Below are 21,602 nucleotides of genomic sequence, written 5' to 3'. Positions count from 1 at the left end.
CTTGTTTTCCCTGGTGAGAGAGTTAGAACGAGATCTTTTGCGGGTTTGCGGGTTTGCGGGTTTCTTTTGGCGGTTGCTCTAGGAGCCGTTGCGTACCACCCAGTAGGTTTTGCAGTTGCGGTGGCTGTCGACTTCGCTGCGTAACACGATGTCGGTGTGCCAGCGGTCCACCTGCCCTGCCAGCTTCCTGCCGAGGCTCTTGGTGGTGAGCGGCTTCCCGGAGGCGGTGACAGGGAACGTGCCGGCCCACGGATCGGTGCCGATGGTGGGTTCGCCGCTGACCCGCAGTTCCTGCGCGGTCATGTGCCGGTCGCCGTGGAGCTCCTCCCAAGTGAGGAAGAACGAGCGCCATTCGGCGTCTTCGTCGTCGAGGTCGCGGGTGGCGTCGGCGTTGGCGAGGAACCCGCGCACGCCGTGGTGTTCGAGGAACCCCCCGAGGTGCCGGGCCCAGGGGGTGAACTGGCGCATTTGCGGGACCGCGGTGGCCGGTGATGCGCCGTGGGCGGTCCAGTCGAGGATCAGGATCAGGACGTGGCGCAGCACGGTGGCGCGGTTGGCGGGGTCGAGGATCCAGGTGTCGAGGTTGGGGATGGTGAACCCGGTGCGGGTTTCCGGGCGGGGGCAGTTCGGGTCGAGCCGCACCCACACCGAGCGGGAGGCCATGTCGCCGCCGGTGCGCAGGTTGTTCCCGGTCGCCAGCCACAGCCGGTCGTTCGGGAACGTCGCGGCGGCGTTGGTGCCGAGCTTGCGGTCGGACCAGGTCCGCTCGGTGACGAGGCGGGCGAGCACGGCGGAATCGACGACGGCGCCTTCGGCGAGGTTGTCGAACACGATCACCCCGACCGCGTCCGACAGCACGGTCGTGATCGATTTTCGGAGTTCGTCTTCGGAGTCGGTCCAGGTCAGCACCCGCTGCCCGACCAACAGCCCGACACAGCCGGCGAGGATCGTCTTGCCCGAGCCGGGCATGGAGGCCTCGATCATCCCGAACGGGGACAGCGCGCGAGTGAACGGCCGTATCAGCGGCGTCACCAGCAACGCGAGGTAGTTCGCCCGGTCGGCGTCCGAGCGCCACGGGAAGTCACGCAGGAACCGCTCAAACAGGAACTCCCGTGCCTGCGCCACCTCCTGCGGGGTCGGGTTGTCGGGAACCGGGGCGAGGTGGTGGTTGCCGGCGAGGTAGAACCCGGTCGCCGGGTCATAGCCGGGTTCCTGCAACAGGGTGCCGTCCGGGCGCAGCACCGGGGTGGAAATGATCCGCCGCAACACCGGCAGCCCGGGCCAGGACTGGCGCGCCAGCACCGCGCCCAGCACCGGCCCGGGCGGGGTCACTTCGGTGTCCACCCAGTTCTCGCCGATCTTCTTCGGGCGGAACACCTCGGCGTGCTCGGCCAGCAACCCGGCCAGCAGCGGCGGCTTGAGCACCGAGGCGACGATCGGGAGCGCGACATCGTCTTCGGCGGTGGCGGGGTCGGCGGCCCCGGAGATCTCCTCGACCACCACGGGTGCCCCGTCCGAGACGTAGGTCTCGGGGATGATCCGGCGGTTCACCGCGTCGGTGAGCACGCGGATCGCCTCGGGGTCTTCCCCGACCCGCACGCGCGGACGCCCTTCGGCATTCACCGCCCACAACGGGCGGGACGGATTCGGCTGGCTGGACATGGAGATCTCCCTAAGTGCTGGTCGTGCTGGTCGAACACGACTGGCCAGTCCGGCTCTACCTGGAGCGGGCCCGGACCAGCAGTGTTCGGACGGTGTCCGGTCAGGCCGCGTGGGCGGTGGTGCGTTCGAGCGAGGCAGCCATGGCGGGATGTCCTTCCACGAGACAGGGTTCAGAGGCGGATGCCGGTCAGTCGCCCGGCGCGGATGAGTTGCGGTGCGAGGGTTTCGATCCGGCGCCAGTGGCGGCCGACCGCGTCCCGAGCCAGGGACCGGGCCCTGCCCTCGGACAGGCGCTTGTCGAGGCCCCTGTTCACGTGGCGGAAGTTGCCGATGTCGTGGGAGGCGTTGCCCCGGCTGGCGTGTCCGGCGCGGTGGGCACGCAGCCAGCGGTCTTCGGCCTCGAATCCGCCCCAACAGCCGACGGCGTAGCCGGTGAGGTTGTTCGGGTCCCACACGACGGCGCAGTGCCCGGAATCCCCGGTGTGCACGACCTCCCGGATCTGGAGTCCGGCGTCGGACCAGACGGCGGCGTGGCCAAGTTCGTGGATCGCGATGCGCAGCTGGTGCGGGTCGGTGGGGTCACGGCGGGGGCTGAACCATCCCATGCTCAACTCCTCTCTAGTCCAGCAACGCGGGCAGGCAACCGCAGTCGTCTTCGGCGTCGTGGTGGTAGCCGATGCAGCGATCGTCGGGGCAGCCACAGGCGTCGCCGTGCCACTGGCCGTCCATGAAGTAGTTGCGGCGGGCCCATTCGGTCGGGCTGACTCCGGCGGCGCGCAGCTGCTCGCGGGCGTGCTCGTTCAGTCGTGTGCTCATGCGGCGATCTCCTGTGTCCATCCGGGGTTCTCGTTCTGCCCGGGGCGGGCGTGGTCGAGTGCGGCGTGCTCGTCGGCGGTGAGGGTGGGTTCGCCGGCGAGGAAGTCGTGCAGGTGGCTGTCGGGCGGGAGGCCGTCCTCGGCGAGGCAGGGGTCGCAGGTGCGGTGCGCGCGGGGGAGCTCGGCCCAGCCGGTTTCGCCGCATGCGCGGCAGGTTCGGCGTGCGGCCATGGCCTTGTCGAGCGCGGCCTGGCGGCCGGGGGTCATTGCCCGGACCGGTTTCGCGTGCTCGATGAGGTACAGGTCGGCGTGCACGATCTTCGCGGCTTTGCGGCAGCGGAAGTACAGGAACGCGGCCGGGTCCTGCCCGCCCGGGCGCAGGCCGAGCGCGCGTAGCTGGCGGCGGGTCGCGAGCTTGTCTCGTGGTGCGATGCCGTGGGACATCAGGGGTTTGCCGTGCCAGGTGCCGCGGGTGAACTCTCGGTCGGGCGACCAGCACACGGCCGCGAGGACCCACGGGTGTTGACGTGCCATCGTGTGTCACCTCCATCACGGTCATGCGGCCCGGTGGCCGCGGGGCTTGATCCGGCGCTTGTTCGCGGCGCCGGCGCGCAGGCTGGTCTCGATGACGCCGTGGTCCTTGCCCAGCGAGGCCGTGTCGCCCCACGCGGCCACGGCGGCCTGCAGCTCGGTGCGGGCGAGGTGCTCGTCGAGCAGCCCGGCGCCGACGAGCTGCCCGAGGGCGTAGGCGGCGGTGGAGAGCACCTTGTTCCGCCGCCCTGGTGGCTCTCTGCGGACGCGATCGGTCTCGTCCTGCAGTGCCTTCGCCGCGTAGGAACTCGGCGCGACTATGGCCTTCTCGCGTGGCTCTGAGATCGCCGTGGAGGCGTGTTCGACGTTGGCTTGGACCAACCACCCCGGCAGCGGCACCGGGATGGTGTCGTCGAGCAGTTCGTAGGCGCCGTCCGGGCGGAGTGATCCGGCGCCGACGAGGTAGCCGCCCCAGCCGCGGGTGTCGACGTTGCTGGCGATGTGCTTGACGGTGGAGCGCAGCACGCACCCGGGCGGGACGGTGTAGAGCAGGTGCCGGCCACCGCCGGGGGTGGTGACGGTGAACGTGTCGGGCAGCGGCCCGCCCCGCTCGGCCGCCAGGTGGTGCAGCTGGGTCCAGCCGTCGGGGTCGCCGCCGCCGGTTTGCCCGGGCTTGGGCTGGTCGCAGTCGATCCCGAGCATCCCGGCCGGGCCGGGGAAGATCGCGATGTTCCACGGCGTCGCCGCCCACGCTCGCTCGATCAGTTCGGGGTCGGTCGAGGCCATCTGTTCCGGGGTGACGTGCCCGTTGGCGCAGCGGCCGGCCTGCGGGCAGCGGTCTTTGCGGTGCCAGTCCGGGCGCTTCGCGCCGGGCCGCAGCGGGTAGACCGGCCACCCCCTGCCAGCGAACTCCAGCGCCCACCGCCGCAGCGACATCACCAGACGCTCAGCCATCGGGGCCTCCTTTCTCCACTGTGGACACGGCTCACCCCGGCCAGCGAAGCGCCGGCCGGGGTGAGCGGGGTGTCGGTGTTCAGCTGTCGCCGGGGACGGTCGTGTTCGGGCTCAGTCCTGTTCCATGTCCGCGAGGTTGGCCACCAGCTGCCGAATCTGCTGGCATTCGATGACGGCGTGGATGTGGTCGGTCTGGGCGGTTTCGGTGCGTTCGTCGAACGTCGCCGTGACGATCACCCGATCCCCGTGCGGAAGCCGGCCGCGGATGTTCAGCTGCACCAGCGGGTCCGTGGCGTTGCGCTTGCCCGCGATCGCGTCGATCACGTCGACGATGTCCAGCCACCGCAGCAGGGTGCGGGCTTTGGTGGGTGAGTCGGGCGCGATGTTGTACACCGGGATGTTGTCTTGGCCGAGCCGGGCCAGCCAGGTGCGGGTGACCGGGCCGAAGCCGTGCTGGTTGAACATCTCGGTGAGCTCGTCGCCGTTGTCGACGGTGAGAGTGGTCATGGTGATCGGGTTCCTTCCGGGTCAGGCGCTTGCCGGGTACGGGGCGAGGACGGCCGCGGCGGCGTCGTGCGCGGCAGGGTTGCGCGCGACGAGGATCCGCAGGGCGCGGTTGACGTGGGCGGCGTCGGTCCGGGCTCGCCAGTTGGCGTGGGCGAGCGCGCGTGCTTCGGTGCCGAGTGCTCGCAGCGTCTCCAGCAAGGCTGGGTCGGCGTCGTCGTGCCGCTCGCACAGCTCGACCAGCTGTGTCGCCTCCGCCGCGACGACGCTGATGTAGGAGCGGTACGGCTCGTTGCGCAGCTTGGTGATGAGCGCCGCGAGGTCGCGGATCCGCTGCTGGATCTGCTCGTCGGGAGCGACGGTGAGCAGCCCGGGCAGTTTCGGCGCGTAGGTGGTGATGAGGGCGTCGAGCTGCTCGGTGATGGCAGCGTCGAAGTCGATCCGGATCGGTGCGGGAGTGTCCATCGTGGTCGGTCCTTCCTGGGGCGGATGAGTTGCGTCCGCAGCGAAGGCAGCGGGCGCGAGTCGGGCTGTGGGGTCGCGGATGTGACTCACCCCGGCCGCGGTGTCGCGGCCGGGGTGAGTCATGAGCGCGGGTGTGGTTGTGCTGTCTGCCGGGGTCGCGGCAGAGCGGCGGTTGGTCAGATGTACGGGAGGACCTCGGGCGCGTCCTTGTCGCGCACGAAGATGGTCTCGGTGCAGCCGGCGCATTCCCAGAGGGTCTTGCGCGAGAGCTTCCGCTGGATCCCGCTGTTGTAGTTGTGGCGTCCGTACTTGGCGATGTACGCGCACTTCGCGGGACTCGACTTACCCATGATCAGGTGTCCTTTCGGCGTAGTGCAGTTGCCTGGCAGTCGGCCTGACTGACGGGCGAGTGGTGTGTCAGCGCAGGAAGGTCTTGAGCGCCTTGGTGATCTCGGTGTGGCTGGCTTTGACGACGGCGACGTGTGCCTGCCAGATGCGCTCTTCTTGCGGGTCGGTGTCGGGCACGGCGGGCTCGTTCACCTCGGCTCGGGTGAGGGTGTCGCGCGTGTAGGCGATGGAGTCGGCCGCGGTGCGCCCGTGTTCGGGCAGCTCGGTGCGCACGTAGTCGTGCACGAGCGTGATCGCGGTCTTCAGGTTCAACTCGGATCTCCTTGCTCTGTGTTGTGGGGTGCCCGGCGGGTGTCAGCGGAAGGTGCTGCCGGACAGGCGCCCGGTGTCAGCCAGGCGGTGGGCGAGGCGGTCGATGCGGTTCCAGTTGGCGCGCACGAGCTTCTGGGCCTGGTGCTCGTACCAGCTGCCGCTGTGGGAGCCCTGGCGTTTCTTGCGGCGGAAGTCGGCCCAGTCGGAGCGGGAGCCGCGCCGCTCGCAGGAGAGTGCGGCGGAGCGGGAGTAGCCGTGGTTGCGGTGCAGCCATTCGGCCCCGGCGGCCCATCCGGCCAGCAGCATGACCAGGTAGCCGTCCACCTTGGCCTGATCACGCGTGTCGACGGAGTCGCCGTGGACCTGTCCGCGGTCGTCCCACAACCGCACGGAATGGACGGTGATCCCGGCGGCGGCACACGCGATCGCGTGCCCGACTTCGTGCGCGGCCACCGCGAGCAGCGACGCCTCATCGTCGGTGTAGTGGGCCATCACCAGCTCCGCAGGCCTTCGAACTTGCGGCGGGCGCCGATGGCCTGCTTCAGCACGCGCTCGGTGAGCTTCTTCATGCTCAGCCCGGCCGGGATGCGGGTGATCATGAGTGCGGCGGCGACGGCCAGCAGCTGCTCGCGGTCCAGGCGCAGCGTCTTCAGGTACGCGGCGCCCTGCTCCTCGGTGTCGGTCCGGCGCAGCTTCGCCGCGATCGCGGCGGGGTCAGGCTCGGTGGTCACGGGGATTGCCTCCTTGGTGCGCATGGGGTTTTGGGCGGGCGGGATGGTGGGTCACCAGCGGTGCAGGCGCCAGACGGCTTTGCCCAGCGGTACTTCGCCGGCCGCGTTGAGCGCTTGCTGGATCACCCGCGCGTCGCCGGCGTCGACCTGGTCGCCTCGGGCGTCGCGGGCTTCGCCGGTGCGGCGGTCGACGCGGAACATCAAGCGCTCACGTCGCGAGTTCCAGGCGACGGTGACGAACGCGCCCCGGCTGGTGACGGTCAGGTCGAGGTCCTTGTCGCTCAGTGCCATGGCTGTGCTCCTTCTCGTTGACGGGTCGGGAATCGGACTGGCGTGGGTCAGAAGTCGTTGGCGGACAAGCGCCGGGCCTTCACGAGCTGGTGGGTGAGGCGCTCGATGCGCCGCCAGTTGTCGATGACGACGCGCCCGGCACGCGAGCGCAGCTGGGGCACCGACAGGCGGGAGTCGGTGTGGGCGTGGCGGAACCAGTCGTGGTCGTAGGCGCAGCGCTCGTCGGTCCAGCGCGCGAGCGGCTCGGGCTTGGCGAACTTGTGCAGCCGTGCCCAGCGCGCGGCAGCCTCGCGGCCGGCGAGGCTCATGATCAGCAGCGTGTCGAAGCCGTCGGCGTGGGTGGGGCGGGCGTGCTCGATGAACCCGCCGGTCGGGGTGAGGATCACGCGCTTGATCGCGATCCGGCCGCCGGGGGTGGCGGTGGCTCGGCGGGCCATGGCGTGCGCGACCTGGTGCGCGGCCATGGCGAAGCTCTCTTCGTCGTACGAACTGGCGGACATGCCAACCTCCAACCATCACTGTGTGTAATCAATTTTGGGCATGGTGAGGCGTGGGCGAGGCAGGGAATCGGCAGGGAGCGGGCGAGGGAATCCGGGGTCGGGAAGGGAAAATCCCCTTCCCGGCCGCCTCAGAGGGCTCCCTATGTCTGATCAGCGACGATGATCGGGAAGGGAACGAGGGAAGCGAGGGAGCGCCGTGGTCCCCGGCCCGCTGTGGGCGGGGTTCGGGGATCGCGGGCGGGTTCCCTCCCTACGCGTCGGCGTCCCGCTTGGCGATCGCGGCGCGAACACGCTCCGTGAACACCGTGAGGACGCTGACCTTGGTGACCTTCACGCCCTCACCCTTGAGTGCGTCGGCGAGTTTCTCGGCGGTGAGGCCCTGGTAGGGCCGGTGGCCGGGGGCGAGTTCCCGCAGGCGGGCGGCCACGTCGGTGGCAGCCACCTTGTCCTCGTCGCCCAGCACGTCGAGCACGTCGTCGAGCAGGTCGCGCGGCGCTTCGATCTGGGCGGCCGGGCGGGCGTCGGCCACGGCGGTACCGGGCTTGAGCTGGGCCATTGCCCGTTCGATAACCTCGGTGGCCTGATCCCAGCCGCGGTCGTCGTCGACCTCGACGAAGAACGTCCGCACGATCTCGAACAGCTCCTCGGTCATACCGGTGGCGACCATGGTGCCGCGGTCGACGTTGAACCGCAGCTCCGTGGCCCGGATCCCGGCCGCGAAGCTGCCGTCACCGAGGAAACCGTCGTTGGAACGCCAGGTCTTCACCGAGAAACAGCCGTTCGCGCCGACGTTCTCCACCAGCTGCGACGGGATCGCGTCCGCCCGCGACGACTGCGTGTCGAACACGGTGCTCACGCCCGTCTTACGACCCCGCTTCACCACCTGAACTGCCAGGTCAGCGGCAGTTTTGCCGTGCTCAGCGTTGCCGAAGAGCTCATGGCACTCGGAGAACGCCACGAGCAGCGGGCGCATGTCCTCGTGCTGCTCCGAGATCTGGCGGGTGAGCTTCTTAGCGCCCAGCTCGGCCAGGCGCCCCTCACGCCGTTCGACCTCGGCATACAGCTGCTCCAGGTGCTCGACGGCCAGTGCGGCGTGCTCGGGGTTGGCTCCCTTCTGATACATCGACAGCCGCGGTGCGTACGCGTCGAAGTCACCGTTGAGCGCGAACACGTGCACCCGGATCTCGGCCAATGGGTCCAGCGAGACCCCGAGCACCATCACCCGCAGGGCGTTGGACTTGCCCTGTCCCGGCCGGCCACCGAACACCGCGTTCGACCCGTTGATCGGCATGAACACGATGTCGCCGCGCTGGGTGATGCCGATCGGGACACCCTCGAACACGTCGGCCATACCCTCGCTGAGCAGCGGATACGGCGGGGTCGGCTTGTCCATGACGCCGGAGTCGGCGACGTAGAGGTTGAGGTAGCCGGCCTTGCCGCCCTTCTCCTGGCCGTAGTCCGAGGCCCACACCTCGACCGCGTTGCGGTTGAGGTTCTTCGCCAGCACGTCGCGCTTGTCGGCGACCATCGTCGGGGTCACGCCCATCGGCAAGTCCACGATCGCCCGGTAGCCCTTGAACGCCCCTGAACCCTCGCGGGTCGGGGTGAGCTCGAAGCGCGGTACCCAGCCCTCCTTCAGTGCGGCCTTGAGCGCGGGAATGTTCAAGTGCCGCAACGCGGTCACGATCCCATCGGCCGTGACCAGCACGTTTGCGTCCGACCCGGTCCCGCCGGCCGGGGCCAGCCACGACGGGTGGGCCTCGGCCTTGCGCCCGATGTGGTGCAGCACGACCGCGGCGAGCCACGGCGCACCGAGCAGGAATGGACCCCACGCCACGGAAATCGCGATCGCGATCCAACGGACCACGTCGGTGACCGCGGTGAACGGGGAGACAACCATTCCCCAGTCCTTGAACGCGATGCCCAGCATGCAGCCGATCCCGAACAGGATCACGATCGCGACCAGCAGCACGATCCCCATGCCCTTCGCGACCCGCTTCGGCGCCTCCAGCCAGTCCATCGCCCGCTGGTGGCGCTTCTCCTTGGCCAGCTCCGCGCGCTCTTCCCAGTAGTGCAGCTCGTCGGTGTTGCCTGTGGTTTCGGCCGAGCGCATCAGCCGCTCGTAGCGGGAGTTCGTCTTCGCCTCCCACACCCGCTTCGCCACGATCAGGCCGCCGCCGATCGTGTAGGAGGCGTGCCGGCCGACGAACCGCAGCGACGTCTTCGTCGCGTCGTGGGTGACCGCAGTGCGGGTGACCCGGGCGACGGTGACCGCGTTGTCGCGGTACTGCCGGTAGCGCCACGCGGCCTGCGCCCGCGGGGAGGTGAGCAACGCCCACTCCTCGTCGGAGACGAGCTTGCCCACGATGGCCGGGCCGGTGGACTCGACCGTGCGCAGGGGGTGGACGGTGGCCAGCTCACCGGTGGACTCGACGGTCGCTGTGGGGGTGGTGTCGGTGGTGGTTTCGTCGTCGTGGTCGATGGGTGCCATGGGGTCCTCCTGCGGTGTACTCGTGCAGGTCCGGGCAGGGTCGGCACCGTCTGCCCGGTGGGCAGGGTGAACGACCCTGCCCGGACCCGGGTGGGTTTAGTCGATGAACTCGTGGGGCGCAGCCCTGTACTCGTTGCACAGCGCCACGGCGTACTTCTGGCCGCAGCGCAGCGTCTTGCGGATGTCCCCGATCACGGCCGGGCGGAAGCCCTGGGGCGGGTTCTGGAGCAGCGCCTTGAACTCCTCGCGCAGCTCGTCGAGCCCGCGTCGTTTCGGCTCGGGGATGGTCGAGCGGACCGTCTTGCGTCCGCCCACGCGGCGGGCCGGGGACGGGCGCTTGGGGTTCGCGGGCGGGTCGCCGGCGTCGTCGGCGCGCGGCGCGTCAGCGGGTGGCGGCGGGTCCAGCGTGCCGACCCCGGCCCCGTCCGCGTCCGGAGCGGGTCCGGTCGCTGTGGTCGAGTCCAGGCGGCGGTAGTGCAGGCCGGCCAGGTAGGCGGTTGCCTCGTCGGCGACCGAGTCCCCGAGCGGCGTCGGGTCGGGGACCGGCAGCCCCGCCACGGCGGCCGGGTGCAGCTTGCCGCCGCGCAGCGCGTAGCGGCCCGGGGCGAACACCAGCCGCGCGGTGCCGTCCTGGTCGACTTCGGCGACCGCGGACTTGATCGCCGCCCGCCGGGCCGTCTCGACCCGCTCGGTCGCCGCGCGGCGGGTCCGCTCGGCTGCCCGGCCGGCTTTCTGCTCGGCCCGCGCAGTGCGGCGGGCGGCGCGTTCGGCCCCTGAGCGGCGCGGGGCGGCCGACACCATCTGGTGCGCGATCACCCCGGCCACCGACACCAGGCCCATCACGACCCCGATGTCGAGCCCGCCGCCGGGCGCGCCGACACCGCGCAGGACGCTGATGGTGAACCCGTAGCCCGCGAACACCCACAGCCCCAGCTGCAGCGCCCACACCGGGCGGTCGGGGTACTTGATCCGGGAGACGTGCAGGGCCACGGAGAACGCGATCATGCCCCATTCCGAGAGGATCGGCAGCAGGCCACCGACCTCCCCGCCCAGGTGCGCCCGGCCGTACTCGGCCACGCCCGGGATGGTGATCGCGGCCGATACCAGCATCAGCGGGTAGATCAGCAGATCCACCACGTGCGCCCCGCACCAACGGGCCGCCCGCGCCAGCGCCTCGGTGCGGCGGCCGCGTGCCTGCGCGGCGTCGCGGCGGGCCTCTGCAGCCGAGACCCGATTCTCCTCGGCCTGCAGCCGGGTCAGCTCCCGCTGGTGTTCCAGCTGCAGGCGCTTGTCCTCGCGCGCCGCGTCGCGGCGCTCGGTGAAGTAGCTCATGCCTTGGCCTCCCTTCGGCCACTCGACTCGGTTCCGCCAGGCCCGGCCTGCTCGGCCGAGGTGGCGGGGATGGTGTGCAGCTGCCGCGGCTCGGGTGCCGTGGCGAGCGTGGTGCGCGCCTGCCGGGTCGCGCGGTGCAGGCGGATCTCGTGCGCGGCCCAGACTGCGGCGATCGCGGCGGAGAGCAGGTCGAGCCAGCTGGTGGTGAACGCGCCGATCACGACCGGCGCGCCCACCGCGGCGAGCTCGCCGAAGCGTCCGACCGTCCACACCAGAGCCTTCTCGGTCCGGGTGCGGCACGGGTGCTGCTCGGTCATGGCGTCACCTCCGGGTAGTGCGGGCAGTGGCGGCGACCGCAGAGGTGCACCGTGGTGCCGTCGTCGAGGCGGGTGTCGAACGTCATCCGCCCGGTCACGATCGCGGCGAGGTCGTGCCCGCCTTCCAGGGCGCCGGCGCCGTAGAGGCCGATCAGGCCCCAGCCCCACCAGGGCGGCATCCAGGAACGGCTGACCAGCACGCAGACCACGACGATGACGGCGATCACGAGCAGGTTGCCCGCCAGCATCGTCAGCGCCGTGCGGTGTGCGTCGGCGCGGGCCAGCTGCAGCGCGCCGACGGCGTCCTCACGGGTGGCCGGGCCGGGCATGGTGAGCTCAGGCATGGGCGGGCTCCTTTCGGGTCACGGGGAAGTTCGGGGGGAAGAACTGGTTCACCGGGCCGCGCGCCGGCTCGGTCGCCAGGCGCTGCAGGCTGGTGTTGAGCCGGGCCATCACGCCGGCCAGGATCGCCGCGAGCAGCACCAGCGGAATTCGGATCAGGTGCAGCACCACGAACCCGAGCAGCGCGGCCAGAAACCCGAGCAGCACGAGCGTTCCCTTGCGCTCCAGGACTTCGAACACGTTCATCACGCACCTCGCTCGGTGCTCGTGTACGCGCACTGCGGACAGCCGAACACGGCCTGAGGCAACGTGAACGTGCGCTCCGGCCAACCGCACTCGGGGCAGTCGGCGTCGATGCTCAGCACGACCTCGGCCGGGGTGCCCGCCTCGCCGCCGGGGTGGCGGCGCGTCGTCTTGGACATGGTCAGCACTCCTCGCTGGTCGGGTCAGTCAGGTGGGCGCTGGCCTCGCGCTGCATCTGCGCCCACAGCCGGTCGAAGTCGCCGACGGCGATGCCATCCGCGATAGCTCGATTGGCGAAATCGGAGGAGTGGATCAGGACGCCGCGGGCGGCCCACCGCTGGTCCTGGCGGCCGTAGGCGTAGCCACGCGCGTTGGCCTCGTCCACGCGCTGGACGTAGTCCTCCCAGCGCAGCGTGACCTTTTCCGGGGGTTTGGTGGGCTCGGTCATCAGCGGACCGCCTTGCCGTTGACGGAGATCACGTAGGTGGTCTCGCCGATGCCGTGGGCGGCGGGGATGCGTCGGCTGGGCCCGATGGTGACGGTGCAGGAGAGCGGGCCGCGGGTGCCGTCGGGGTTGAGGGTGCCGATGGCGACCTGGTCGCCGGGCTTGACCTTGGGCAGCTTCATCGTGGGTGTCCTTTCCGGACGGTTCGTGGGGTTCAGTGGGCGCGGGCCGCGTCGATCGACGCGGCCTCCTCGCGGCTTATGAGGCGGCCGTGCTGCGCAGGTGGCAGTTGGCGGCGGCGGGCTTGCGGCAGTGGGTGATGCAGCGGCAGGCGCCGGGCTTGCGCGGTGGTGTGGTGGCGTCGGTGTGGAAGGCGCCGACGGGCTCGGCCGGCTGGCGGTCCGGGCGGCCGGTCGCCGCCGGGCTCGGTGCGGGTGGGGCCGGTACCATGAGGTTTCCCCTTTCCGGGTACGTGAGTGCTGGGAGAGCGGGGTCAGACCCCGGCCCGGTGGGACGTGCTCGCGAGGCGTGGGCCACCGGGCCGGGGTCCTCAGCGCTTGGCCGCGGTGAGCGGCTTGCGCGATTCGCGCCGTGGCATGGCCTCGGACCAGGAGTGCGTGCAGTCGCGGCAGGTCTTGTGGACCCAGCCGTGGCGCAGCTTCGCGATGAACGCGGTGTGCTTGCAGGCGCTCATTAGTCCATCACCGCCGCGACCGCCTTGGCGCACGCGGGCCGGTTGCAGAGGTTGGTGTTCATGCTGGTGCGGCGTCGGCACGCGATGCATCGCCCCATCGTCGTGATCCCGTTCAGGGCGGGGTCGATGCGCTTGCGGTTGTCAGCCTCGCGGGAGCGTCGCATGATGTGTTCTCCTTCTGTGGTCGGGTTTTCCGGTTGCGGCTCAGGCGGGTCGATCGTCAGCGCAGGGCGTTCCATTCGTCGATGGCGGCGCTGTGGTAGGTGACGATGAGGTCCTTGACGTAACGGAAGTCGCCGTCCTTGCCCTGGAGGACCTCCTGGTCGAAGGCGGCCACGGCGGTCTTCCGCAGGGCCGCGAGCGTCTTGCCGTGAGAACCGAGCTTGCGGGCCTTGGCGGCGAGGTCGTCGCCGTCCTTGATCCAGCGCTGAAGCTCGCGCTTCTGCCAGTCTCCGTAGCTCATCGGTGCATGTCCCTTCGTTGTGGTTGACGGGCTTGCTGGCGGTGCACCGGGACGACCCCGGACGTCGAGGTCGGCGGGATCGCCCCGGCAGTCCTGGGGTGGGGATGGGTCAGGCGGCGTCCCGGCCGAGCAGAGCGATCTCGTGGTCCCAGTCGAACGCGGCGGCTTCGGTGCCGGTGGGCACGAGGGTTTCGGTCTCGTCGAGGCCGCGTTCGAGGTCAGCACGGGAGAACTCCAGCCGTGCCATGCCGTCCGGGGAGGACAGGACGATCTCGACGGTGTCGGCGAAGGCGGTGATCCGGACGTCGCCGTGACCGGCGCCGCCGGCGAGGCCGTCGGCGAGCAGGCCGCGGCTGAACAGCCACCGGATCCGCCGGCCGCCGGAGTCGGTGACGTTCAGCTGCACCGCGTACGGGTCGGCCGGGTCGTAGCGGAAACACACCCGCAGCTCAGGCCCGACCACGCACCGGTTGACGGGGTCGAGCAGGTGGGCGGTCATGAACACGTTCAGCATCCCGCCGCCTCCCTGACGTGCTTGCGGCAGTGACCGTCGCGTTTCGGGGCGCGGATGCAGCCCTTGACCATGCACGGCAGGGCGTCCTCGCCCCAGACCCACACACCGGTACCGGTCCAGTTCTTCATGTCGCGCACCAGCGCGTCGGCCTCGGCGCCGGAGGCGGCCCACTCGTCTTTCAGCTGGGCGATTTTGGTTTGGACGATCTTGCGTACCAAGACGGTTCTCCTGTTCTGCATTCGTGTGATGGCAGGGGGGTCACCCCGGCCCGGCGGAGTGTTCTTGGCGGAATAGGCCGCCGGGCGGGGCGAGCTCAGCGTGGGGGAGTGACCGTGACGGAGATGACCTTCGGGTCGCGGAACGGCAGCGTCTCCAGGGTGTTCGCTTCCTGCTCGGTGACCATCCGGGTTTCCTTCGGACGGCCGACTCGCGAGATCGTGACCTTGTGGTCCTTCTTGGCCATGCGGGTTCCTCTCTCCTGTGTGGACGGTGGGGACGTACCTGCGGGGTCGGGGTGGCGGGCTACTTGTTCGTGATCACCCACTCGACGAACTCGGGGTTCGCGGCCGGGTTGGTCGCGCCGAGCGTGTAGTCGAGCCAGTCGACGATGGCCGGGACGGTCTCGCCGGCGTCGCTCTTGTCGATCACGGCCAGCACGACGGCTTCGGCGAGCAGCTCGCGGCATCCGAGCTTGCGGCTGGCCTGGGTGATCAGGGTCGCGTTCATCGGGTGGTGGTCCTTTCGGTGTGGGTGCTGGGGATCGGGGTTCAGCGGGCGTCTTCGTCGGCGTGCGGCCAAGACGGCTCCAGCTCGCGGTAAAGGCGGACCGCCCGGGCGAGGATGCGGTGGTGGTCGAACGCGAAGCCGCCCTTGTCGGCGACGCGGGTGGCCATGTGGAGCGGCATCCACTCGGCCGCGGCGGCATCGTCGGCGGCGACGGGGTCCGGGGCGTCGTTCAGGATCACGCCGTAGGCCACCGACACGTACCGGCCGCGAGCGTCGCGGCCCGGTTCGTCGAACACCCCGACCTGGGCGACGAACGAACCCTCCGGCACCTGGATCCCGGTTTCCTCGGCCAGCTCCCGCGCCGCCGCGTCACGGGACGTTTCGTCGCGGTCGACGTGCCCGCCGGGCAGGGCGAGCTTGCCCTTGTTCGGGTTCCAGCCGCGCTGGATCACCAGCACGTGCCAGACCCCGTCCCGCTGGGTGAAGGCGGCCATGTCGGCGGCGTAGAACACCGGGGCCCGGTCGTCGAGACGGGCGGCGAGCTTCGCGGTCATCGAACCGATCAGCGACATCGAAAATCCTTTCGGGAGGGGTTTTCAGGGGTGGTTCAGGCAGCCCGCAGGTCACGGCCCGCGGGGGTCTGGGTGAGCAGCTCAGCGACGTAGGAGACGAAACTGCGCTCGGCACAGGGGTGGATCGCGTCGGTCTGCGGGTCCCGCAGAGTGGTGCGCAGCCACAGCGTCAGCCGCGCCACCGACCAGCCCTGGCGCCGCCGCGTGGCGATCGCGTCGACCAGGGCGTCCAGGAAGGCCGGCCGCACTCGCGGCGCCCGGGTGGCGGCCTGCTCGGTGAGCGGATTTGGTCCCGCCAGCACGGTCGAGAGCGGCGGCCGGCTGGTGTGCCGCGTGCGGGCCGCAGCGTGGGCGGCTTCGTCCTCGGCCCACAGGCGGGCCGTGGCGGCCACGTCGCGGTAGACCCGGGCGCGGCGGTGCATCACCGGGTCGGTGGTGCGGGTCGTGAGCAGGCGGGCGTTGCGGGTCAGCTGGCCGGCCAGCTGCTCCAGGCGGCGGGCCACCGCGATCGCGGCGTCGGTGTCGGTCTGCACCACGACGAGCGGATTGCCCTCGCCGCTCTCGGCCTCGGCCAGCAGGTGCAGCTGGGCCGCGACGTCGCGGTAGACCTCCGCCCGGACCGACACGACGGTGTCCGGCAGCCCGGCGGTGGCCAGGATCGTGGCGTTGCGGGTCAGGGTGTCCGCCAGGTCGCGGAAGCGGCCCGAGATCGCGGCGGTCAGGGTGCTGGTCATGAGCGGTCCTTTCGAGCGGGCCGAACCGGCAGAAGGCATGGCGGCCCCCGTGCGGGAATTCGGAAATTGCGGAAAAGTGCGCAAACGAGGTGCGCGGAAGGCCTCAGGCGGCCGAAGCGCTGGTGCTGGTCTTGATCTCGTCGAGCGCGGCGCCGCGGGCCTGGCCGATCACCTTGGCGAGCCGCATCGCCACCAGCCCGTGCGGGCCACTGAACAGCCGGCGCAAGTCGTTGTGTGTGCGGTCCAGCCATTCCCACCGGGTGGCCGGAGCTGCCGACGCGGGCGGCATCGTGGCTGCCAGCGGGGAGAACTGGGCCGGGAGGAACAGGCGGTCAGCCATCACGCCACCTCACCGAAGAGCAGGGCGAGCATCGCGGCGGTCTTGCCCTGGGCGACCTTGCCGCCGACGATCACGTTCTGCTCGAACAGCGGCACTACCGGCGCCACCGGGCCATCCAGCTCGGCCAGCGCCGCGTCGATTTCCGCGATCTCCGCGAACAGGTCGGCCAGCTCGGTCACGCCGTCGAGGGTGTCCACCGCGAGCCTGTCGCCGGCCACTCCGATCGTGTCCTCGAAGTAGTCGAAGTCCAGGTCAGCCGCGGCCATCTCGGCCTGGCGGCGGGTCTGGTGTGCGTTCCTCATTGTTCGTCTCCGTTCATCGTCAGTCATTACAAACTAGTACGTACTAGTCTGTACTTACTATCGGCCGTTCGAGTGAACTAGGCCATGGTGGTTTGTCTCGCTAATATGGGCGGCTATGGAGGCAGAACCCCGACTTCAGGCGCCGTTCGAGCAGGTAGCCGAGAAGATCGCCGAGGAGATCCGATCCGGCACCTACGCGTTGGGGGCGAAGCTGCCGAATCAGCGAGACCTGGCCGAGCGGTACGAGGTCGCGATCGCAACGCTACAAAAGGCTCTAGGACTGCTGCGCGAGCGCGGCTGGGTCAACTCGCGTGCGCCGGTCGGCACGTTCGTGGCTGCTTCCATCCCGGACACCGTGGAGCCAGCGCCGTCTTTGCCCGAGCTGTCCGCGCAGGTCAAAGACCTACAGGCCGAGGTAGCCTCGCTCCGAAAGTCCGTCGATGACCTCAGGGCGGCGCGCAGCTAGCCATTGCTCAAGTCTCGGAAGAACTTCGCGACGCTGTCGATGATGCCGCCGCCCTTGTCGGTGGCGGAGGTGACCATGCCTGCCGCGTCGTGCGGGTGGTTGATCACCAGGGCGAGTGCGGCGAGGACGATCACCACCCCGGCCACCTTCTTGAGGATCCCGCCGCCGGTCTTGAGGCTGAAGGGGTTCTTAGCCATCTCTATCTCTCCTCGGTGTTCTTGTTCGCTGTGATGCATTAAGAACACCGCAAAGATGGCTGCGTTGGTAGGCGATCTACAGTCGCGTCCACGCTATTCCGTAAAGGACTATTCCGGGGCGGCATACGTGCTGGTCAGAGCGTTCCAGCCATCCGAAAGAATCCGCAACAAATCTGAGTTCAAGGCTTGCCAACCCAACTCGTCGCGGATGCGCCGACTGTCCGCGAGCAGCACCCGCGGTTCGTTCGCTGGCGGATTCCGCTTGGTCCGGACGGGGCGTCCGGTGACCTGCTCGGCCGCGGTGAGAACGTCGTTGATCGACGTCTCCCGGCCGCTGCCGACGTTGTAGGCGCGCCACTCGCCGGCGGTGCATGCCTCGACGGCGAGAACGAACGCGTGGGCCATGTCCGCCACGTGCACGAAGTCGCGGACTGCCGTCCCGTCGCCGTTGAGGCCCAACTCACCAGCGAGGCCGGCCTGGACCGCGAGCACCTTGGGGATCAAGCGGGTGAGGTCACGATCGTGGCAGCCGTCAACGGCGCCAGCGATGTTGAAGGCGCGAAGGCTGATCGCTCCAAGCTGTCCCGTCGCCGCGACGTTTGCCGCTGCGAGGTCGGCCGCCGCCTTGGTCGCTCCGTACGGGTTCGTCGGAGCGATCGGTGCATCCTCGTTGATGGGCTGAGTCTCTGGAGTGCCGTAGACGGCCGCCGTGGACGCCAGGACGAGACTTGCCGGCGTTTCTCGGTCCGTGAGAGCGTCCAGCAAATTGAGCGTGCCGCCGACGTTCGTGCGCCAGTAGCTCACGGGATCGGTTAGGGACTCGCGCACTCGCGCGCGGGCCGCGAGGTGGCACACGCCGTCGACGCCGTGGACCGCGGCTCTGAGGCTTGCCGGGTCCTCAAGGCTCCCGACTGCCGTCGCCGCTGCCTGTCGTGGCGCCGTGGATGCGTCGCGCACGAAGGCCACCGGTTCGTGCCCCCGGTAGGCGAGGGCAGCGACGACGGCGTGTCCGAGGAACCCGGCCGCGCCGGTGACGAGAACGCGCACGTGTTCAGCTTGCCAGCAACGTGTTTCGGTGCTGCCAGGCCAGCTCGATACAAGCGCGCGAGATCGGCGAAAGCGGTTCGGACTTCAGCCGCTCCCGGGCTTCGGTGTTGAAGGGAATGCCGACCGTCGGCTGAGCCGCGTCGGTGCTGACGACAGCGCCTTCCTCGTTGACCGCGACCATGTTGGCGAAGAGCCGGTCAAACACCGGGCCGTCGATGACGGCGACGGTCAGCAATTCCACCCAAAGGGTCAGCGGTTCAAGCACCACTGCGCAGGCGAAGACCCGGAAGTCGCCGGCTGCGCGAGCAGCGGCGAACGAGCGGAACGGTTCGTCCTGGTCGTAGTCGATCGGGTCAAGAGAGTTGCCATCGTGCTCGGGGTTGCCGAGGAATTCCTCGGAGTACTCGCGCTGGATGTTGCGCCACATCGAGAAGTCGTTCGACTGGTGCGCAGGCGCCAAGGCGGCCGGCTGGAACACGCCGGCGGGGATGACGTGAAACATGCCACCTGCGACCGCCGTGGCCTTGGCGTCACGGCGGTGAAGGAACATCCGGTGCCCGTCGATCGGGTCGCGCCGGATGGTCAGAGTGTTGATGCTGGGCAGCATCGGGCGTGCCAGCAGGTCGAACGGGTCCTCGATATGCCGGCGCAACGGTAGGTGGGCAAGGCTGGGCCGCTTCCGTCCCGCACGAAGCCAGGCGTCGGCAAACTCGTGCGCCGCCGGTTCACACACGTCGAGCACGTCAAAATAGGTCGTGTAGTTGAAGCCGAATCGACCTCGATCGCCCGTCCAGTCGACGTCGAGAAGGCGATAGCTGACCCGGTTGTCCAACAGCTTGGGCCGTGCGAGGTCTCGAAGGGCTCGAGAGTAGAGCCTGAACTGCTCACCGTCCGCGGCGAGCGGCCGAACGCCCTTGGTCTGCTCCATGCCGCCTGTGATGGATGGCTTGGGTGGCGAGTCGGCGAGCCAGTTCAACTTCACGTCCGTCAGCTCAACCGGGCTGGAGGGCAGCCAAGCGGGCTGTGTGAGGACGGTCGTGCCGGCGATGACGTGCGATTTGGGGTACAGCTCGGAGGCGAGGTCACCGAGCACAGCACGGTTGGCATTCAACTCTTGTCGCACGAACTTCCATTGCTCTTGGCTCTCGTGCGGCGCGCCGGCCTCGCTGACCTGTCCGGGCTTGGGGATGGCGTCAGCCGAGCGGTCGGGTAGGACACCCAAGCGCTCCGGCGGAATGTGCAGCTTGCTGGCGATCAACCGCAGCTCGGCGACGCCAGGAACGAGCTTGCTCTTCTCGACCTTGGACACCCACGACTGCGTAGTACTCAGCAGGTCAGCGGCTTCCTGCTGAGTGAGGTTGTGTTGCTGCCGGTACCAGCGGATCACCTCGCCGGCATCGGAGCCATCAGGCGGAGTCGCGACAGACTGTGCCACGTGAAGCCATCCTCCAATTCGCGCAGTGTCGGTCACGCTGTCTCCTCGCATCCGCTCCGTGGTTCGCCTTGTACTTACTGTGCCACTTCCCCTGTAACTTGCGGGGAGGGCTCGTCGGCGTCAACGAACACCAAGCACGGGCGGGTGGCCTGAAGGCTGCTCAGCGGGTGTTTAACCCGCCCGGCCAGTGCTTATATTCGATCATATGTTCGATATTGTTGATGTGGCGGAGCGGGAGGGCCTGCCCGGAACCTCACGGGCGCGGCGGCGGAAATACACGCACGTTCCCGGTGCAGCTGACGCTGCGGCGGCCGACGGCACCGGTCGAGTCGGGCGGATCGAGCTGGCCATAAAGGGGGAGGTGCTCGGGTACGTCGAGGTGCATCGGCGCGAGGTCGAGCACCACGAGCCGCGCGGACAGGGCGGCGGAGATGCTGCCTTTTTGATTCAAGATTCCCGGCGGCGGATTAGTTTCGTCAAAGCTGCGAAGCGATCGAAATTGATCATTGGCAAATGAATGACGAACTATTGCATGAAGTGTCGCAGTTTTTCTGCGATTACCTCTGTCTCGGCAAGAGATGCCTCTTCGACGTCATCCCATTCCGTGCCGCCATCGGGAAGTGTGCCTGCGATGTGAAAGTGGACATGTGGGATCGCCTGATGGGCGGGAACTCCGTTGTTCTGCCATATGGCGATGCCTTCGGCCTGGTAGGCGCCGGTTATCGCTCGTGCGGCAGTGATAACTGATGCCATTATGGCTGAAGCCTCGTCCGATCTGATGTCGAGAAGAGTCTGTCGATGTTCAATAGGGATAACTAGCAGATGACCTAAGCCGCGTTGTTCTCTCGTCACCAGGGTAGCTGTTAGCGCCGTCCTAGTGAGGATGGTGAAAGGTCGTGCTCCACGCAAGTAGTCGCAGAACGGGCATGGTTTGAGTTCGGGAACTTGGATGGATGTACTCATGACGGCCTTAGCGACTTGAGGAAGGCTTGCAATTCGAGCATGTCTAGATTGCGAACCGCACGCTTTTCAACGACGATGTTCAAGCGACTGGCGACCTTCTCTTTTCGAGATGCGAACATATATGAGAGTGCGATAAATCGTATGGAATCCTGGGCTGGGAAGTACTGGGAGATACGCGCCTGGCCGCCACCTATAACGGCTATTGAAAGGGGGTCGCCGTTGCCTTTTGCGCGAACCTCGTCCCATACGTTATTGAGGCTTCGCCAAATGCCATCGACGCTGCCTCGGGCTTCGTTTCGCTTGTTCATCTCAGTGTAAGCCACGCAGAAGTACAGCTTTCGAATGGCCGGCGCGACGGTGACCGTCGTGCCTAAGGAGTAGGAATCCTGTTTTCCGGGCTTGCGGTCGTCCGGGGTGAATCGATGGACTACAGGATGTGCATCTAGTTCTGCTTCGAGTGCGCGATCAAGTGCAGCTCTGTCATTGCGGTAAACTCGTGTTAGAAGTTGGGCTTGTACGCCGCGTTCGTCAATAATATGTGGTATTTCGGTGTCGAAAGTATTAGTCATGCCGACTACGACATTACCTTCTTGCTCGAAGAGGTCACCTTCGACAATGTGGATTTCCGTATTGGGTGAACTGTAACTCTGCTGAACCGGGCGTGGCCACGATTGAAATAGTCCATAGCCGATTGATAGCACGGAAACAGCGGCGGCGAGGAATTTTCCGACAGGCGGAAGTGCGTCCGGGAACAGTGCATCCGTTACGCCGGTAAAGATCGCAAAAAAGCCCACTGAGGCAAGAGTTTGAATTGAGAACCGCGACCAGAAGCGTCGCTTGGTGAAGTCTCTAGCAATGCTCACGTT

At 68.5% G+C, this 21,602-nt stretch carries 40 protein-coding genes; 2 read left to right on the top strand and 38 right to left on the bottom strand.

The genetic code is table 11. The annotated features are described in order from the left end of the window. Nucleotides 1-78: 78 nt before the first annotated feature. The 33 genes from K1T34_RS12315 to K1T34_RS12155 form a co-directional block, all read right to left on the bottom strand. On the bottom strand, nucleotides 79-1,662 hold the full coding sequence (locus tag K1T34_RS12315; protein WP_220244399.1) for a hypothetical protein: 1,584 nt from the start codon (nucleotides 1,660-1,662) through the stop codon (nucleotides 79-81). Between the two features lie 170 nt (nucleotides 1,663-1,832). Beyond that, nucleotides 1,833-2,267 carry a hypothetical protein gene (locus tag K1T34_RS12310; RefSeq protein WP_220244398.1) on the bottom strand — a complete coding sequence of 145 codons (435 nt, stop codon included), beginning with the start codon at nucleotides 2,265-2,267 and terminating at the stop codon, nucleotides 1,833-1,835. A gap of 13 nt (nucleotides 2,268-2,280) precedes the next feature. Beyond that, nucleotides 2,281-2,478: a hypothetical protein gene (locus K1T34_RS12305; RefSeq protein WP_220244397.1), complete on the bottom strand. Its 198-nt coding sequence runs from the start codon at nucleotides 2,476-2,478 to the stop codon at nucleotides 2,281-2,283. Next, nucleotides 2,475-3,011 carry an RRQRL motif-containing zinc-binding protein gene (locus tag K1T34_RS12300; RefSeq protein WP_220244396.1) on the bottom strand — a complete coding sequence of 179 codons (537 nt, stop codon included), beginning with the start codon at nucleotides 3,009-3,011 and terminating at the stop codon, nucleotides 2,475-2,477. Before K1T34_RS12300 ends, K1T34_RS12305 begins: the two co-directional genes overlap by 4 nt. A 21-nt stretch (nucleotides 3,012-3,032) precedes the next feature. After that, the gene (locus K1T34_RS12295; protein ID WP_220244395.1) at nucleotides 3,033-3,962 is read right to left on the bottom strand and encodes a bifunctional DNA primase/polymerase; all 930 of its coding nucleotides are present in this window, start codon (nucleotides 3,960-3,962) and stop codon (nucleotides 3,033-3,035) included. Between the two features lie 111 nt (nucleotides 3,963-4,073). Continuing rightward, complete coding sequence (locus K1T34_RS12290) at nucleotides 4,074-4,469, bottom strand: hypothetical protein (RefSeq protein WP_220244394.1); 396 nt, start codon at nucleotides 4,467-4,469, stop codon at nucleotides 4,074-4,076. A gap of 21 nt (nucleotides 4,470-4,490) precedes the next feature. Then, nucleotides 4,491-4,931 (bottom strand): hypothetical protein, encoded by a 441-nt coding sequence (locus K1T34_RS12285; protein WP_220244393.1) that lies wholly within the window; start codon nucleotides 4,929-4,931, stop codon nucleotides 4,491-4,493. Between the two features lie 176 nt (nucleotides 4,932-5,107). Continuing rightward, on the bottom strand, nucleotides 5,108-5,281 hold the full coding sequence (locus K1T34_RS12280; RefSeq protein ID WP_220244392.1) for a hypothetical protein: 174 nt from the start codon (nucleotides 5,279-5,281) through the stop codon (nucleotides 5,108-5,110). Nucleotides 5,282-5,348: 67 nt separating this feature from the next. Then, complete coding sequence (locus tag K1T34_RS12275; RefSeq protein WP_220244391.1) at nucleotides 5,349-5,591, bottom strand: hypothetical protein; 243 nt, start codon at nucleotides 5,589-5,591, stop codon at nucleotides 5,349-5,351. Nucleotides 5,592-5,633: 42 nt separating this feature from the next. Beyond that, nucleotides 5,634-6,083, bottom strand: coding sequence for a hypothetical protein (locus K1T34_RS12270; protein WP_220244390.1), 450 nt, complete (start codon nucleotides 6,081-6,083; stop codon nucleotides 5,634-5,636). Beyond that, nucleotides 6,083-6,322, bottom strand: coding sequence for a hypothetical protein (locus K1T34_RS12265; RefSeq protein WP_220244389.1), 240 nt, complete (start codon nucleotides 6,320-6,322; stop codon nucleotides 6,083-6,085). Before K1T34_RS12265 ends, K1T34_RS12270 begins: the two co-directional genes overlap by 1 nt. A 51-nt stretch (nucleotides 6,323-6,373) precedes the next feature. Then, nucleotides 6,374-6,613 (bottom strand): hypothetical protein, encoded by a 240-nt coding sequence (locus tag K1T34_RS12260; protein WP_220244388.1) that lies wholly within the window; start codon nucleotides 6,611-6,613, stop codon nucleotides 6,374-6,376. Between the two features lie 47 nt (nucleotides 6,614-6,660). Next, nucleotides 6,661-7,113, bottom strand: coding sequence for a hypothetical protein (locus K1T34_RS12255; protein ID WP_220244387.1), 453 nt, complete (start codon nucleotides 7,111-7,113; stop codon nucleotides 6,661-6,663). 250 nt (nucleotides 7,114-7,363) lie between these two features. Continuing rightward, the gene (locus K1T34_RS54450; protein ID WP_220244386.1) at nucleotides 7,364-9,604 is read right to left on the bottom strand and encodes an FtsK/SpoIIIE domain-containing protein; all 2,241 of its coding nucleotides are present in this window, start codon (nucleotides 9,602-9,604) and stop codon (nucleotides 7,364-7,366) included. Between the two features lie 96 nt (nucleotides 9,605-9,700). Beyond that, nucleotides 9,701-10,936, bottom strand: coding sequence for a hypothetical protein (locus K1T34_RS12245; protein WP_220244385.1), 1,236 nt, complete (start codon nucleotides 10,934-10,936; stop codon nucleotides 9,701-9,703). Further along, entirely contained in the window at nucleotides 10,933-11,253 is a 321-nt protein-coding gene (locus K1T34_RS12240; RefSeq protein ID WP_220244384.1) for a conjugal transfer protein TraH, read from the bottom strand. Before K1T34_RS12240 ends, K1T34_RS12245 begins: the two co-directional genes overlap by 4 nt. Beyond that, nucleotides 11,250-11,597 (bottom strand): hypothetical protein, encoded by a 348-nt coding sequence (locus K1T34_RS12235; protein ID WP_220244383.1) that lies wholly within the window; start codon nucleotides 11,595-11,597, stop codon nucleotides 11,250-11,252. Before K1T34_RS12235 ends, K1T34_RS12240 begins: the two co-directional genes overlap by 4 nt. Beyond that, a complete protein-coding gene (locus tag K1T34_RS12230) occupies nucleotides 11,590-11,841 on the bottom strand; it encodes a hypothetical protein (RefSeq protein WP_220244382.1) in 252 nt (83 codons plus the stop codon). Before K1T34_RS12230 ends, K1T34_RS12235 begins: the two co-directional genes overlap by 8 nt. Continuing rightward, on the bottom strand, nucleotides 11,841-12,017 hold the full coding sequence (locus tag K1T34_RS12225; RefSeq protein ID WP_220244381.1) for a hypothetical protein: 177 nt from the start codon (nucleotides 12,015-12,017) through the stop codon (nucleotides 11,841-11,843). Before K1T34_RS12225 ends, K1T34_RS12230 begins: the two co-directional genes overlap by 1 nt. Nucleotides 12,018-12,019: 2 nt before the next feature. After that, nucleotides 12,020-12,286, bottom strand: coding sequence for a hypothetical protein (locus K1T34_RS12220; RefSeq protein ID WP_220244380.1), 267 nt, complete (start codon nucleotides 12,284-12,286; stop codon nucleotides 12,020-12,022). Continuing rightward, on the bottom strand, nucleotides 12,286-12,465 hold the full coding sequence (locus K1T34_RS12215) for a hypothetical protein (RefSeq protein WP_220244379.1): 180 nt from the start codon (nucleotides 12,463-12,465) through the stop codon (nucleotides 12,286-12,288). The genes K1T34_RS12220 and K1T34_RS12215 overlap by 1 nt, the downstream gene beginning before the upstream one ends. Nucleotides 12,466-12,541: 76 nt before the next feature. Then, nucleotides 12,542-12,733, bottom strand: coding sequence for a hypothetical protein (locus tag K1T34_RS12210; protein WP_220244378.1), 192 nt, complete (start codon nucleotides 12,731-12,733; stop codon nucleotides 12,542-12,544). 100 nt (nucleotides 12,734-12,833) lie between these two features. Then, nucleotides 12,834-12,977, bottom strand: coding sequence for a hypothetical protein (locus tag K1T34_RS12205; protein WP_220244377.1), 144 nt, complete (start codon nucleotides 12,975-12,977; stop codon nucleotides 12,834-12,836). Continuing rightward, nucleotides 12,977-13,141, bottom strand: a complete 165-nt coding sequence (locus K1T34_RS12200; protein WP_220244376.1) for a hypothetical protein — start codon at nucleotides 13,139-13,141, stop codon at nucleotides 12,977-12,979. Before K1T34_RS12200 ends, K1T34_RS12205 begins: the two co-directional genes overlap by 1 nt. A 56-nt stretch (nucleotides 13,142-13,197) precedes the next feature. Beyond that, entirely contained in the window at nucleotides 13,198-13,440 is a 243-nt protein-coding gene (locus K1T34_RS12195; protein WP_220244375.1) for a hypothetical protein, read from the bottom strand. 109 nt (nucleotides 13,441-13,549) lie between these two features. Then, complete coding sequence (locus K1T34_RS12190) at nucleotides 13,550-13,954, bottom strand: SsgA family sporulation/cell division regulator (protein WP_220244374.1); 405 nt, start codon at nucleotides 13,952-13,954, stop codon at nucleotides 13,550-13,552. After that, the gene (locus K1T34_RS12185; protein WP_220244373.1) at nucleotides 13,948-14,172 is read right to left on the bottom strand and encodes a hypothetical protein; all 225 of its coding nucleotides are present in this window, start codon (nucleotides 14,170-14,172) and stop codon (nucleotides 13,948-13,950) included. Before K1T34_RS12185 ends, K1T34_RS12190 begins: the two co-directional genes overlap by 7 nt. A 95-nt stretch (nucleotides 14,173-14,267) precedes the next feature. Next, nucleotides 14,268-14,417 (bottom strand): hypothetical protein, encoded by a 150-nt coding sequence (locus K1T34_RS12180; protein WP_220244372.1) that lies wholly within the window; start codon nucleotides 14,415-14,417, stop codon nucleotides 14,268-14,270. A gap of 59 nt (nucleotides 14,418-14,476) precedes the next feature. After that, nucleotides 14,477-14,680 (bottom strand): hypothetical protein, encoded by a 204-nt coding sequence (locus tag K1T34_RS12175; protein WP_220244371.1) that lies wholly within the window; start codon nucleotides 14,678-14,680, stop codon nucleotides 14,477-14,479. A gap of 41 nt (nucleotides 14,681-14,721) precedes the next feature. Next, a complete protein-coding gene (locus tag K1T34_RS12170) occupies nucleotides 14,722-15,252 on the bottom strand; it encodes an NUDIX domain-containing protein (RefSeq protein ID WP_220244370.1) in 531 nt (176 codons plus the stop codon). Nucleotides 15,253-15,287: 35 nt separating this feature from the next. Further along, complete coding sequence (locus K1T34_RS12165; RefSeq protein WP_220244369.1) at nucleotides 15,288-15,986, bottom strand: hypothetical protein; 699 nt, start codon at nucleotides 15,984-15,986, stop codon at nucleotides 15,288-15,290. A 103-nt stretch (nucleotides 15,987-16,089) separates the two neighbouring features. After that, nucleotides 16,090-16,326 carry a hypothetical protein gene (locus K1T34_RS12160; protein WP_220244368.1) on the bottom strand — a complete coding sequence of 79 codons (237 nt, stop codon included), beginning with the start codon at nucleotides 16,324-16,326 and terminating at the stop codon, nucleotides 16,090-16,092. Continuing rightward, the gene (locus K1T34_RS12155) at nucleotides 16,326-16,628 is read right to left on the bottom strand and encodes a hypothetical protein (RefSeq protein ID WP_255638467.1); all 303 of its coding nucleotides are present in this window, start codon (nucleotides 16,626-16,628) and stop codon (nucleotides 16,326-16,328) included. The genes K1T34_RS12160 and K1T34_RS12155 overlap by 1 nt, the downstream gene beginning before the upstream one ends. Before the next feature lie 115 nt (nucleotides 16,629-16,743). Here K1T34_RS12155 and K1T34_RS12150 point away from each other — a divergent pair, with 115 nt between their 5' ends. Beyond that, nucleotides 16,744-17,094 (top strand): GntR family transcriptional regulator, encoded by a 351-nt coding sequence (locus tag K1T34_RS12150; protein WP_220244367.1) that lies wholly within the window; start codon nucleotides 16,744-16,746, stop codon nucleotides 17,092-17,094. Here K1T34_RS12150 and K1T34_RS12145 read toward each other — a convergent pair. The 3 genes from K1T34_RS12145 to K1T34_RS12135 all read right to left on the bottom strand — a co-directional run bounded on the left by K1T34_RS12145 (nucleotide 17,091) and on the right by K1T34_RS12135 (nucleotide 19,809). Continuing rightward, nucleotides 17,091-17,291 carry a hypothetical protein gene (locus tag K1T34_RS12145; RefSeq protein WP_220244366.1) on the bottom strand — a complete coding sequence of 67 codons (201 nt, stop codon included), beginning with the start codon at nucleotides 17,289-17,291 and terminating at the stop codon, nucleotides 17,091-17,093. The two genes, K1T34_RS12150 and K1T34_RS12145, sit on opposite strands and share 4 nt — an antisense overlap. 108 nt (nucleotides 17,292-17,399) lie before the next feature. After that, nucleotides 17,400-18,338: an NAD-dependent epimerase/dehydratase family protein gene (locus K1T34_RS12140; RefSeq protein ID WP_220244365.1), complete on the bottom strand. Its 939-nt coding sequence runs from the start codon at nucleotides 18,336-18,338 to the stop codon at nucleotides 17,400-17,402. A 4-nt stretch (nucleotides 18,339-18,342) separates the two neighbouring features. Next, complete coding sequence (locus tag K1T34_RS12135) at nucleotides 18,343-19,809, bottom strand: helix-turn-helix transcriptional regulator (protein ID WP_220244364.1); 1,467 nt, start codon at nucleotides 19,807-19,809, stop codon at nucleotides 18,343-18,345. Between the two features lie 169 nt (nucleotides 19,810-19,978). On the opposite strand from K1T34_RS12135, the gene K1T34_RS12130 reads away from it, so the two are divergent. After that, nucleotides 19,979-20,290, top strand: coding sequence for a hypothetical protein (locus tag K1T34_RS12130; RefSeq protein ID WP_220244363.1), 312 nt, complete (start codon nucleotides 19,979-19,981; stop codon nucleotides 20,288-20,290). Nucleotides 20,291-20,298: 8 nt separating this feature from the next. On the opposite strand, the gene K1T34_RS54680 is transcribed toward K1T34_RS12130, so the two are convergent. Together K1T34_RS54680 and K1T34_RS12120 are read right to left on the bottom strand one after the other, a co-directional pair. Next, entirely contained in the window at nucleotides 20,299-20,736 is a 438-nt protein-coding gene (locus tag K1T34_RS54680; protein WP_370643686.1) for an HIT family protein, read from the bottom strand. Then, nucleotides 20,733-21,599 carry a macro domain-containing protein gene (locus K1T34_RS12120; protein WP_220244361.1) on the bottom strand — a complete coding sequence of 289 codons (867 nt, stop codon included), beginning with the start codon at nucleotides 21,597-21,599 and terminating at the stop codon, nucleotides 20,733-20,735. The genes K1T34_RS54680 and K1T34_RS12120 overlap by 4 nt, the downstream gene beginning before the upstream one ends. Between the last annotated feature and the right edge of the window lie 3 nt (nucleotides 21,600-21,602).

This window comes from Amycolatopsis sp. DSM 110486, assembly GCF_019468465.1.
Taxonomy (GTDB): Bacteria; Actinomycetota; Actinomycetes; order Mycobacteriales; family Pseudonocardiaceae; genus Amycolatopsis.
The sequence above is the reverse complement of the archived record's forward strand: the minus strand, read 5'-3'. Positions and strand labels throughout refer to the sequence as shown.

Coding starts and splice junctions, on each gene's coding strand:
- K1T34_RS12315 (WP_220244399.1), bottom strand. CDS start 1,662: ATGTCCAGCCAGCCGAATCCGTCCCGCCCGTTGTGGGCGGTGAATGCC.
- K1T34_RS12310 (WP_220244398.1), bottom strand. CDS start 2,267: ATGGGATGGTTCAGCCCCCGCCGTGACCCCACCGACCCGCACCAGCTG.
- K1T34_RS12305 (WP_220244397.1), bottom strand. CDS start 2,478: ATGAGCACACGACTGAACGAGCACGCCCGCGAGCAGCTGCGCGCCGCC.
- K1T34_RS12300 (WP_220244396.1), bottom strand. CDS start 3,011: ATGGCACGTCAACACCCGTGGGTCCTCGCGGCCGTGTGCTGGTCGCCC.
- K1T34_RS12295 (WP_220244395.1), bottom strand. CDS start 3,962: ATGGCTGAGCGTCTGGTGATGTCGCTGCGGCGGTGGGCGCTGGAGTTC.
- K1T34_RS12290 (WP_220244394.1), bottom strand. CDS start 4,469: ATGACCACTCTCACCGTCGACAACGGCGACGAGCTCACCGAGATGTTC.
- K1T34_RS12285 (WP_220244393.1), bottom strand. CDS start 4,931: ATGGACACTCCCGCACCGATCCGGATCGACTTCGACGCTGCCATCACC.
- K1T34_RS12280 (WP_220244392.1), bottom strand. CDS start 5,281: ATGGGTAAGTCGAGTCCCGCGAAGTGCGCGTACATCGCCAAGTACGGA.
- K1T34_RS12270 (WP_220244390.1), bottom strand. CDS start 6,083: ATGGCCCACTACACCGACGATGAGGCGTCGCTGCTCGCGGTGGCCGCG.
- K1T34_RS12260 (WP_220244388.1), bottom strand. CDS start 6,613: ATGGCACTGAGCGACAAGGACCTCGACCTGACCGTCACCAGCCGGGGC.
- K1T34_RS12255 (WP_220244387.1), bottom strand. CDS start 7,113: ATGTCCGCCAGTTCGTACGACGAAGAGAGCTTCGCCATGGCCGCGCAC.
- K1T34_RS54450 (WP_220244386.1), bottom strand. CDS start 9,604: ATGGCACCCATCGACCACGACGACGAAACCACCACCGACACCACCCCC.
- K1T34_RS12245 (WP_220244385.1), bottom strand. CDS start 10,936: ATGAGCTACTTCACCGAGCGCCGCGACGCGGCGCGCGAGGACAAGCGC.
- K1T34_RS12240 (WP_220244384.1), bottom strand. CDS start 11,253: ATGACCGAGCAGCACCCGTGCCGCACCCGGACCGAGAAGGCTCTGGTG.
- K1T34_RS12235 (WP_220244383.1), bottom strand. CDS start 11,597: ATGCCTGAGCTCACCATGCCCGGCCCGGCCACCCGTGAGGACGCCGTC.
- K1T34_RS12230 (WP_220244382.1), bottom strand. CDS start 11,841: ATGAACGTGTTCGAAGTCCTGGAGCGCAAGGGAACGCTCGTGCTGCTC.
- K1T34_RS12225 (WP_220244381.1), bottom strand. CDS start 12,017: ATGTCCAAGACGACGCGCCGCCACCCCGGCGGCGAGGCGGGCACCCCG.
- K1T34_RS12220 (WP_220244380.1), bottom strand. CDS start 12,286: ATGACCGAGCCCACCAAACCCCCGGAAAAGGTCACGCTGCGCTGGGAG.
- K1T34_RS12215 (WP_220244379.1), bottom strand. CDS start 12,465: ATGAAGCTGCCCAAGGTCAAGCCCGGCGACCAGGTCGCCATCGGCACC.
- K1T34_RS12210 (WP_220244378.1), bottom strand. CDS start 12,733: ATGGTACCGGCCCCACCCGCACCGAGCCCGGCGGCGACCGGCCGCCCG.
- K1T34_RS12205 (WP_220244377.1), bottom strand. CDS start 12,977: ATGAGCGCCTGCAAGCACACCGCGTTCATCGCGAAGCTGCGCCACGGC.
- K1T34_RS12200 (WP_220244376.1), bottom strand. CDS start 13,141: ATGCGACGCTCCCGCGAGGCTGACAACCGCAAGCGCATCGACCCCGCC.
- K1T34_RS12195 (WP_220244375.1), bottom strand. CDS start 13,440: ATGAGCTACGGAGACTGGCAGAAGCGCGAGCTTCAGCGCTGGATCAAG.
- K1T34_RS12190 (WP_220244374.1), bottom strand. CDS start 13,954: ATGCTGAACGTGTTCATGACCGCCCACCTGCTCGACCCCGTCAACCGG.
- K1T34_RS12180 (WP_220244372.1), bottom strand. CDS start 14,417: ATGGCCAAGAAGGACCACAAGGTCACGATCTCGCGAGTCGGCCGTCCG.
- K1T34_RS12175 (WP_220244371.1), bottom strand. CDS start 14,680: ATGAACGCGACCCTGATCACCCAGGCCAGCCGCAAGCTCGGATGCCGC.
- K1T34_RS12170 (WP_220244370.1), bottom strand. CDS start 15,252: ATGTCGCTGATCGGTTCGATGACCGCGAAGCTCGCCGCCCGTCTCGAC.
- K1T34_RS12165 (WP_220244369.1), bottom strand. CDS start 15,986: ATGACCAGCACCCTGACCGCCGCGATCTCGGGCCGCTTCCGCGACCTG.
- K1T34_RS12160 (WP_220244368.1), bottom strand. CDS start 16,326: ATGGCTGACCGCCTGTTCCTCCCGGCCCAGTTCTCCCCGCTGGCAGCC.
- K1T34_RS12155 (WP_255638467.1), bottom strand. CDS start 16,628: ATGAGGAACGCACACCAGACCCGCCGCCAGGCCGAGATGGCCGCGGCT.
- K1T34_RS12150 (WP_220244367.1), top strand. CDS start 16,744: ATGGAGGCAGAACCCCGACTTCAGGCGCCGTTCGAGCAGGTAGCCGAG.
- K1T34_RS12145 (WP_220244366.1), bottom strand. CDS start 17,291: ATGGCTAAGAACCCCTTCAGCCTCAAGACCGGCGGCGGGATCCTCAAG.
- K1T34_RS12130 (WP_220244363.1), top strand. CDS start 19,979: ATGTTCGATATTGTTGATGTGGCGGAGCGGGAGGGCCTGCCCGGAACC.
- K1T34_RS54680 (WP_370643686.1), bottom strand. CDS start 20,736: ATGAGTACATCCATCCAAGTTCCCGAACTCAAACCATGCCCGTTCTGC.